This is a genomic window from Desulfolutivibrio sp., from assembly GCF_036584575.1.
Taxonomy (GTDB): domain Bacteria; phylum Desulfobacterota; class Desulfovibrionia; order Desulfovibrionales; family Desulfovibrionaceae; genus Desulfolutivibrio.
In genome coordinates this window covers 1-7,441 of sequence record NZ_JAZHDB010000027.1, presented here as the reverse complement: position 1 = coordinate 7,441, position 7,441 = coordinate 1, and the positions used below count along the sequence as shown (strand labels likewise).

Annotated in this window: 8 protein-coding genes; all 8 read left to right on the top strand. The window is 69.3% G+C overall.

Going from position 1 to position 7,441, the window contains the following annotated elements:
- A partial coding sequence (gene alaS, locus V3572_RS02160; RefSeq protein WP_332109327.1) for an alanine--tRNA ligase occupies window positions 1–1,829 on the top strand: 1,829 nt, incomplete at its 5' end.
- A 139-nt stretch (window positions 1,830–1,968) separates the two neighbouring features.
- Entirely contained in the window at window positions 1,969–2,424 is a 456-nt protein-coding gene (locus V3572_RS02155; RefSeq protein ID WP_332109326.1) for a hypothetical protein, read from the top strand.
- Window positions 2,417–4,276, top strand: a complete 1,860-nt coding sequence (locus V3572_RS02150) for a hypothetical protein (protein WP_332109325.1) — start codon at window positions 2,417–2,419, stop codon at window positions 4,274–4,276. The genes V3572_RS02155 and V3572_RS02150 overlap by 8 nt, the downstream gene beginning before the upstream one ends.
- Before the next feature lie 31 nt (window positions 4,277–4,307).
- Complete coding sequence (locus V3572_RS02145) at window positions 4,308–4,691, top strand: zinc ribbon domain-containing protein (RefSeq protein WP_332109324.1); 384 nt, start codon at window positions 4,308–4,310, stop codon at window positions 4,689–4,691.
- A gap of 41 nt (window positions 4,692–4,732) precedes the next feature.
- A complete protein-coding gene (locus V3572_RS02140; RefSeq protein ID WP_332109323.1) occupies window positions 4,733–4,996 on the top strand; it encodes a hypothetical protein in 264 nt (87 codons plus the stop codon).
- Window positions 4,997–5,086: 90 nt separating this feature from the next.
- The gene (locus V3572_RS02135) at window positions 5,087–5,653 is read left to right on the top strand and encodes a hypothetical protein (RefSeq protein ID WP_332109322.1); all 567 of its coding nucleotides are present in this window, start codon (window positions 5,087–5,089) and stop codon (window positions 5,651–5,653) included.
- 20 nt (window positions 5,654–5,673) lie between these two features.
- The gene (locus V3572_RS02130; protein ID WP_332109321.1) at window positions 5,674–6,645 is read left to right on the top strand and encodes a phage major capsid protein; all 972 of its coding nucleotides are present in this window, start codon (window positions 5,674–5,676) and stop codon (window positions 6,643–6,645) included.
- A gap of 51 nt (window positions 6,646–6,696) precedes the next feature.
- Window positions 6,697–7,434: a hypothetical protein gene (locus V3572_RS02125; RefSeq protein WP_332109320.1), complete on the top strand. Its 738-nt coding sequence runs from the start codon at window positions 6,697–6,699 to the stop codon at window positions 7,432–7,434.
- Window positions 7,435–7,441: the final 7 nt, after the last annotated feature.

The following is a 7,441-nucleotide window of genomic DNA, read 5'->3' as shown; positions in this document are numbered from 1 at the left end:
CGGACACCGCGCTGCGGGTCATCGCCGACCATTCCCGGGCCGTGGCCTTTCTGGTGGCCGACGGCATCCTGCCCTCCAACGAGGGCCGAGGCTACGTGCTGCGCCGCCTGATCCGCCGGGCCCTGCGGTTCGGGAAGCTCGTGGGCCTGTCCAAGGCCTTTTTGTTCGAGGTGGTTTTGTCCGTGGTCACCCACATGGGCGAGGCCTATCCGGAACTGACCACCAACCGGGAGTTCCTGGCCCGGGTGGTGCGCGAGGAGGAGGAACGCTTCGCCGCCACCCTGGACAAGGGCCTGGGCATCCTCTCCGAGGAGCTCGACGCCCTGGCCGCCACGGGCGGCGCGGTGCTCTCCGGCGCGGCCGCGTTCCGGCTGTACGACACCTATGGATTTCCCCTGGACATCATAAACGACGTGGCCGGAAAGCGCGGCATAAGCGTGGACGAGGCCGCCTACAAGGCGTGCATGGACGAGCAGAAGGCCCGGGCCAAAAAGGCCTGGAAGGGTTCGGGCGAGACCGACCCGGCCGTGCTCTTCCTGGAGCTGCTCGAATCGGGGCTCAAGTCGCGTTTTGTGGGCTACGACACGCTCGCCGCCCAAAGCCGGGTGGTGGCGCTGATCTCTGCCGAGGGGCAGGCCGTGGAGCGGTTGATCGAGGGCCAGTCCGGCTTTGCCGTGTTCGGGACCACGCCCTTTTACGGCGAGTCCGGCGGCCAGACGGGCGATGTCGGGCAGGTGGAGACCCTGACCGGGCAGGCGGCCGTCACGGCCGCCATCAAGGCCGGGACGGACCTGACCGCCCACCATGTGACCGTGGCCAAGGGCGAACTGCTCCTGGACCAGGAGGCCGAGCTTCGCGTGGACGAAAAAACGCGCCTGGCCACGGCCCGCAACCATACCTGCACCCATCTTTTGCACGCGGCCTTAAAAAACGTGCTGGGCGGCCACGTCAACCAGGCCGGTTCCCTGGTCACCCCGCAGCGCCTGCGCTTCGACTTCACCCACATGGCCGCCCTGTCGGCCGACGAGTCGCGCCGCATCGAGGACGAGGTCAATGCGGCCATCCTGGCGGCCATTCCGGTCACCCGGGAGACCATGTCCCTGGACGCGGCCCGGGGACGCGGGGCCACGGCCCTTTTCGGCGAGAAATACGGCGACGAGGTGCGGGTCATCGAGGTGCCGGGGGTGTCCATGGAGTTGTGCGGCGGCACCCACCTGTCCTCCACCGGCCAAGCCGGAAGCTTCCTGATCCTGTCCGAGGCCGGGGTGGCGGCCGGGGTGCGGCGCATCGAGGCCGTGACCGGCCTGGGCGCCCTGGAGCATGTCCGGACCATGCAGGCCGAATACGAACAGGGCTTAAAGGCGCTGAAGACCAAGCCCGGGGACATGGCCGGACGCATCAAAAAGCTTTTTGACGACATCAAGCTTTTGACCAGGGAAAAGGAGCAGATGGCCGGGAAGCTGGCCGCAGGCGGCGGCAAAAGCCTCATGGACGAGACCAGCGAGGTGGCCGGGATCAAGGTGCTCACGGCCCGGCTTCCCGGGGTCAACATCAAGGCCCTGCGCGACTCCATGGACGACCTGCGCTCCAAGATCCCCTCCGGCGTGATCTGCCTGGCCTCCCCCCAGGAGGACGGCAAGGTGGCGCTCATTTTGTCCGTGACCAAGGATCTGCATGGCCGGTTCACCGCCCCGGCGCTGATCAAGGCCGTGTCCGCGCCCATCGAGGGCAGCGGCGGCGGCCGCCCCGATCTGGCCCAGGCCGGAGGGACCAGGCCCGAGGGCATCGAAGAGGCCTTTGCGGTCTTAAAAGGCCTGCTGGCCTCCTAAGCCCCCGCCCAAGACGTCATCCTGCACGGCGCGCCGCCCAACCGGTCGGCGCGCCGTTTTTTTTGATCCTGCACCATGCCGCACCCCGGCCCGGGACATCCCGGGCTTTTTTTCGTCGCGGACAGGCACGGGCGGGCGCATGTCCGTTTCCCATGGTCTGGTGGGATTCATGGACGGCGGGACAATCCGCCCCACCACGGAGGACGCCATGATCGTGCGCTGCGAGATGTGCTTTTCGGATATCGGTTCCTGCGACCCCGGCGCGGTGCATGCGCCGCTGTCCGGGGCCATGTTCGGCCCCCTTGGGCCGGGATTTACGCCGCCGTTTGCCCCGGACGCCCCGTTTGAGGCCCTGCTGTGCCCCCTGTGCGGGCGACGGGCCGTGGGGCACGACATGGACCGGCCCGAGGCCTGCCGCCGGGACCGGCTGCTCACCCCGGAAGGCTATTTCGTGGCCGAAGGGACGGCCGAAAACCCCCTGTCCCCTCGAACGGGCCTAGCGGGCCGGGCGGGCCAAACGGGCCACAGCGGCCGAATTGGCCATCGTGGCCGCACAGGCCGCACCGCCGAAGCCAGGGGCGTGGCCCATGCCTGATCCCGCCCAGCCCGACCAACTCCTGCCCCCTGCCGCCGATCCCCGGGCCGTGGGCCGCCGGGTCTTCGACCTCCTGCACCAGGCCGTGCGGGACAAGGCCGACGCCGGGCTGCACGACATGTGGGCCAGGTTCTACCGCCTGGGCCGCAACCGGCCCTGGAAGGGCGTCAGCCCGACCGGCGTGCCCCTGTCCAGCGCCAATCTCCTGCACATGCACCGGCAACGCACGGTCAACACGCTCACCGACAACAGCCCGACCTTCAACGTCACCCGGGTGGGCGACGGCGGGGATGCGGACGTCTTTTTGACCATGGAACGCCTGGCCCGGCACTGGTGGATCGAACAGGAACAGCAGGCTGTGCTGGAGAAATCGGTCATACACGGCGAGACCTACGGCGTGGCCGTGGAAAAGGTCGTGTTCGACCCGGACCTGGAATACGGCCTGGGCGAGGTGCGCACCGTGGTGGTCGATCCCTTCCGCTTCGCGGTCTATCCGCCGCGCTGCCTGGACGTGCAGGACGCGGCGGCCGTGTTTCACATCGAACCCCTAAGCCTGCGGGAGATCGCCCGACGCTGGCCGGAGACGGGGCGCCTGGCCCGAAGCGACGCCGACCTTTTGGGGGAGCTTCTCGACCCCCGGCGGGAGGCGGCCCGGGGCGAGGCCGGACGCCGGGGATTTCTGGCCCGGGCGGGCGAGGTGGCCGGGGCGGTATTCGGCCTGGCCGGGAAAAGCCGCCTGCCCGACGACGAGGCCGTGGTCTGCGAGTGCTGGGTGCGCGACTTCTCCATGGACGGCGACCGGCCGCGCTATCCCGGCGGCATCCGCTGCGTCACGGTGTGCAACGGCGGCGACCTGGTGCTCTCCGACCGGGGCAACCCCTGCGTCAACCCGCACCTGGGCCCGGATGAGGCGGCCCGGACCTACCTCTACGACAAGTTCCCCTTCATCGTGGCCAATTCCGTCACCGATCCGGCCAGCCTGTGGGGCGCGTCCGACTTCGAGCAGTTGGAGAATCTCCAGATGGAGATCAACAAGTGCCTGTCCCAGCTCACCTACCACAAGGACCGTTGCGCCCGGCCCAAGATCATCAACCCCCGGGACTCGGGGGTGGCCAACGCGGCCTTCAACAACCGCCTGGGGATCATCAATCCCGCCTCCCAGGCCGCCGCAGGCGGCATCCGCTATCTGGAGTTCGCCAACAACACCAAGGACATCGAAACGGTCCTCGGCATCTACAAGGAGCTATTTCTCCAGGTGGCAGGCTCGCACGAACTGGAACAGGCCGTGGAGAGCGCCAAGCCGGTCATCGCCCACAAGGCCATCGCCGCCCTTTTAGAGCAGGCCGCGACCATGATGCGCGGCAAGATCCGCAACTATTCGAGACTGATCCGCGAGCGCGGCCGCATGTTTTTGAGCCACGCCCAGAACTGGTACGGCGAGGACCGCTGGATCACCTTCACCACGGACGCCGGCCCGGCGGCCATGCCCGTGCGCGGGGCCTTCTTGCGGGTTCCGGCCCGGCTCTCGGTGGTGTCCGGGTCCACCATGCCCGTGTCCCGGGTGCAGCAGCGCGAGGAGGCCCTGGCCCTTTACGAGATGGGGGCCATCGACCGCCGCGACCTGCTGGAAAAGCTCGACTGGTCCGGCCGGGAGGCCCTTTTGGGACGCCTGGAGGGGACGACGGCCCCCTCCTCTACGACCTCGCAAAAGGCGGCCCCGGAGGCGGCCACGGACGCTGCCACGGACGCTGCCGCCGCGCGCCTTGTCCCGGCCACCCCGAAAACGCCCGCCACGGACTTGGTCGGAAAACGGGTCGGAGGTGCGCTTCCGGTCCCGGTCCAGGCCGGATGAACCGGCAACCTCAGCCCCAGGAGACACGCCCATGCCGCTTTACGACTTTTCCTGCCCCGCCTGCGGGGGGGTCTTCGAAGACCTGTGCCCCCCGCACGGCCCGGACCCGGCCTGCCCGGGATGCGGCGGCCAGGCGAGGCGGCTTGTGTCCGTGGGTCGGGGATACCGGGCCGACGCGGACTGGATCGCCTCCGTGACCCGGGTGGTGGACAAGGCCAACCCGGCCCCCCATGTGCAGGCCTTTCTGGCCGACCCGTCCCGGGCCGCCTACCGGGCCTGGATGCGCGGGGAACGGCTGCGGCCCCTGGATCCGGGCGAGGGAATCCGTCGCCAGGACGCCGCCTACGCGGCCTGCGAAACGGCGCGCCGGGAGGCCCTGGCCCGGTTCGCCGCCAGACGGTTGAGCCCTGCGTAGTGCCCGGCGCGACGAAGCATGGATGGACGCAAGGAGGACACATGCAGTTTTTACGGGCCGTGGACGCCTACCGCTGGTACCGCTCCACCCGCTATGCGGCGGACCATCCCGAGGCCATGCCCCGAACCTTTTTCCAGGCCGCGCCCATGCAGCGGGCCATTGAGGCCCTGCACGACATCGGCACGATCCTGGCCCGGCTCGACGCGGCGCACCGCCTGGCGCTACGCGACAACACGGCGGGATTTCCCGGGGCCTGCGCGGCCCTGGAAGAGGGCCTGCGGCGCGGGGGATACCTCGTGCCGTAAGCGGGCCGGAAACGACATGGCGGGGACGCGGCCCGGGGTGGAAAACCATCCCGGGCTTTTTCGTAAAACAACGCAACGGACAGGGGACACATGGACGCACAAAACGATGTGGACGCCACGGCCGACCCGGTCGACTTGGCCGCTTCGCCCAGGGGCGACGGACCTGTCGCGCCCGACGGGCCGCCGGGGGCCGCCTGGGACGGCCTGCTGCGGGGCCTGGAGGAAAAGGTGGCGGGTCTGGTGGAGAACGGGCTGACCCGCCTGGGGAACGAACTGGACACGGCGAACCGCCTGGAGGCCGAGGCCGCCTTTGCCGCCGGACATCCGGACTTCGCCGAACTCAAACACAGCGGGCGGCTCACGGCCATCCGCCGCGACAACCCGCTTCTGGACGAGGTGGGGGCCTATTTCGCGGCCATGCTCGAACGCGAACGCGAGGCCGTGGCCGCCCGCCTGGAAGAGGCGTCCTTGGCAGCCGAGAAACGGACCCTGGAAAGCCTGCGCTCCAGACGGCTGGCCGCCACCCTGGGCCAGGGCCAGGGCGCGGCCCCGGATCGCGGGGGCGACCCGGAGTTGTCCGAGCCGGGCAGGTTCGGGGGTATGAACACGGTCCTGGCCAGACGTCTGGCCGCCCGGCGCGCCGCCGCCGGAAACTGACATCCAGGGGAGGACGACACATGGCGCTCAATCTTTCGGAAATCGAGGCCGTCACCAACGACTATTTCGCGGCCGCCGACGGCAAGGCCGTGGACATCTACTTTTCCAGTTCCTTTCTGCTGGATTGTCTCATGAACCGGCGCATGGGCATCTTCGAGCGCCCGGCCGGGGGCGAAAAAATCCGCATTCCCCTCAACTATTCCGACGCCGAGGGCGGCTTTTTCACACGGGCCGATCCCCTGTCGTCGGACGACCGGGCCAGCGTCAGCGCCGCCTTTTTCGAATGGAAGCACGCCTACGGCAACGCCACGGTCTACCTCACCGACGAGATCGCGGCCGCCGGGGACTATGCCGCCGTGCAGTTCGTGACCCAAAAAATCGAGACCGCCCAGAAGACCTGCGCCAACTGGCTGGCCGCCACCCTCTACAGCGCCGGGGGGGACGAGGCCCCCACCCTGACGGGCCTGCGCTCCCTGACCGGCGGCGACCCCGACGCGCCCTACGGCGGCATCGCCGAGAACCAGCTGGTGGCCGCCGACGGCTCCAAGCCCTGGCGGGCCGTGACCCTCGACGACGCCGCGTCCATGGGCCTCGACGTGCTGCAAAACATGCGTTCGGCGGCCAAGATCACCGACGGCCGCGACGGCAAGCCCAACGTGGCCGTGACCACCGAGGCCCTCTACAACAAGATCTCGCGCATCCTCCAGGTGCAGCAGCGGTTCATCTCCGACGACGAGGCCGCCCGGGCCGGATTCACCCACCTGGTCTTCGAGGGCATGATCCTGGCCGCCGACGACTTCTGCCCGGCCGGACACGCCTTTGCCGTCAACACCAACCACCTGGGCTTCGCCATCCACCAAAACGGCTTCTTCGCCCGCAGGCCGTGGACCGAACTCGACGGCCCGGCCGGAAAGACCATGAAGATCCTGTGGCACGGCAACCTGGTGTGCTCCAACCGCAAGGCCCACGCCGCCCACGCCAACCTGTCCTGATGGCGCGTTTCCCCGAAAATGCCGCCGCATTTTTGAGGGAGGCATGAAGCAGTGCAACGCCGCGAGCTCATCATCCAGCCCATGGATGGTGAGGCGGCAAGGAAAAAGGAGGTCCGCACCATGGCCCAGCCCATGAAGCTGTGCTTTTCCCAGGACGTCATGGAGACGTCCCCGCGCAAACTGGAGATCCTCGGCGCGCGCCGCGTCCTGGCCGACGGCCGGGGCTTTCGCTACGCCCTGGCCGCCCCGGGCGGCGTCCCGGCCGGAAAACTGAGCATGGCCAAGATCGCCGTGCCCCAGCACGTGGGCCTCGACGTCCCGGCCGCCGCCGTGGGCGAGCGGGTGCTGTGCCTGACCCTGGGCGCGGCCCCGGCCGCCGAGAACGACTACGAGGACGGCTATCTCCAGGTCGCGGCCGCCACCGGCCAGGGACACCAGTACCGCATCCTGTCCAACTCGGCGGCCGCCGCCTCGGGACGCATGGTCCTGACCCTGGCCGAGCCCCTGCGCTGCGGCCTGGACGACACCACCAAGGTCAGCCTCACGGCCTCGCCCTGGCGCGGCGTGGCCCCGTCGGACCAGGAGGAAAACCTGCCCGCCGGGGTAGCCCCCTGCGACATCCCGGGCGGCCACCACTTCTGGTCCCAGACCTCGGGCCCGGCCCTGTGCCTGTCCGCCGACGCCTCGGCCCCGGGGACCATGCTGGTTCCCGCCGCCACGGCCGGGGCCCTGGCCGGGGCCCCAGGGCGGATGTTCTTCGCCTGGATGAACTCGACAAGGATCTTTTAGACGACGC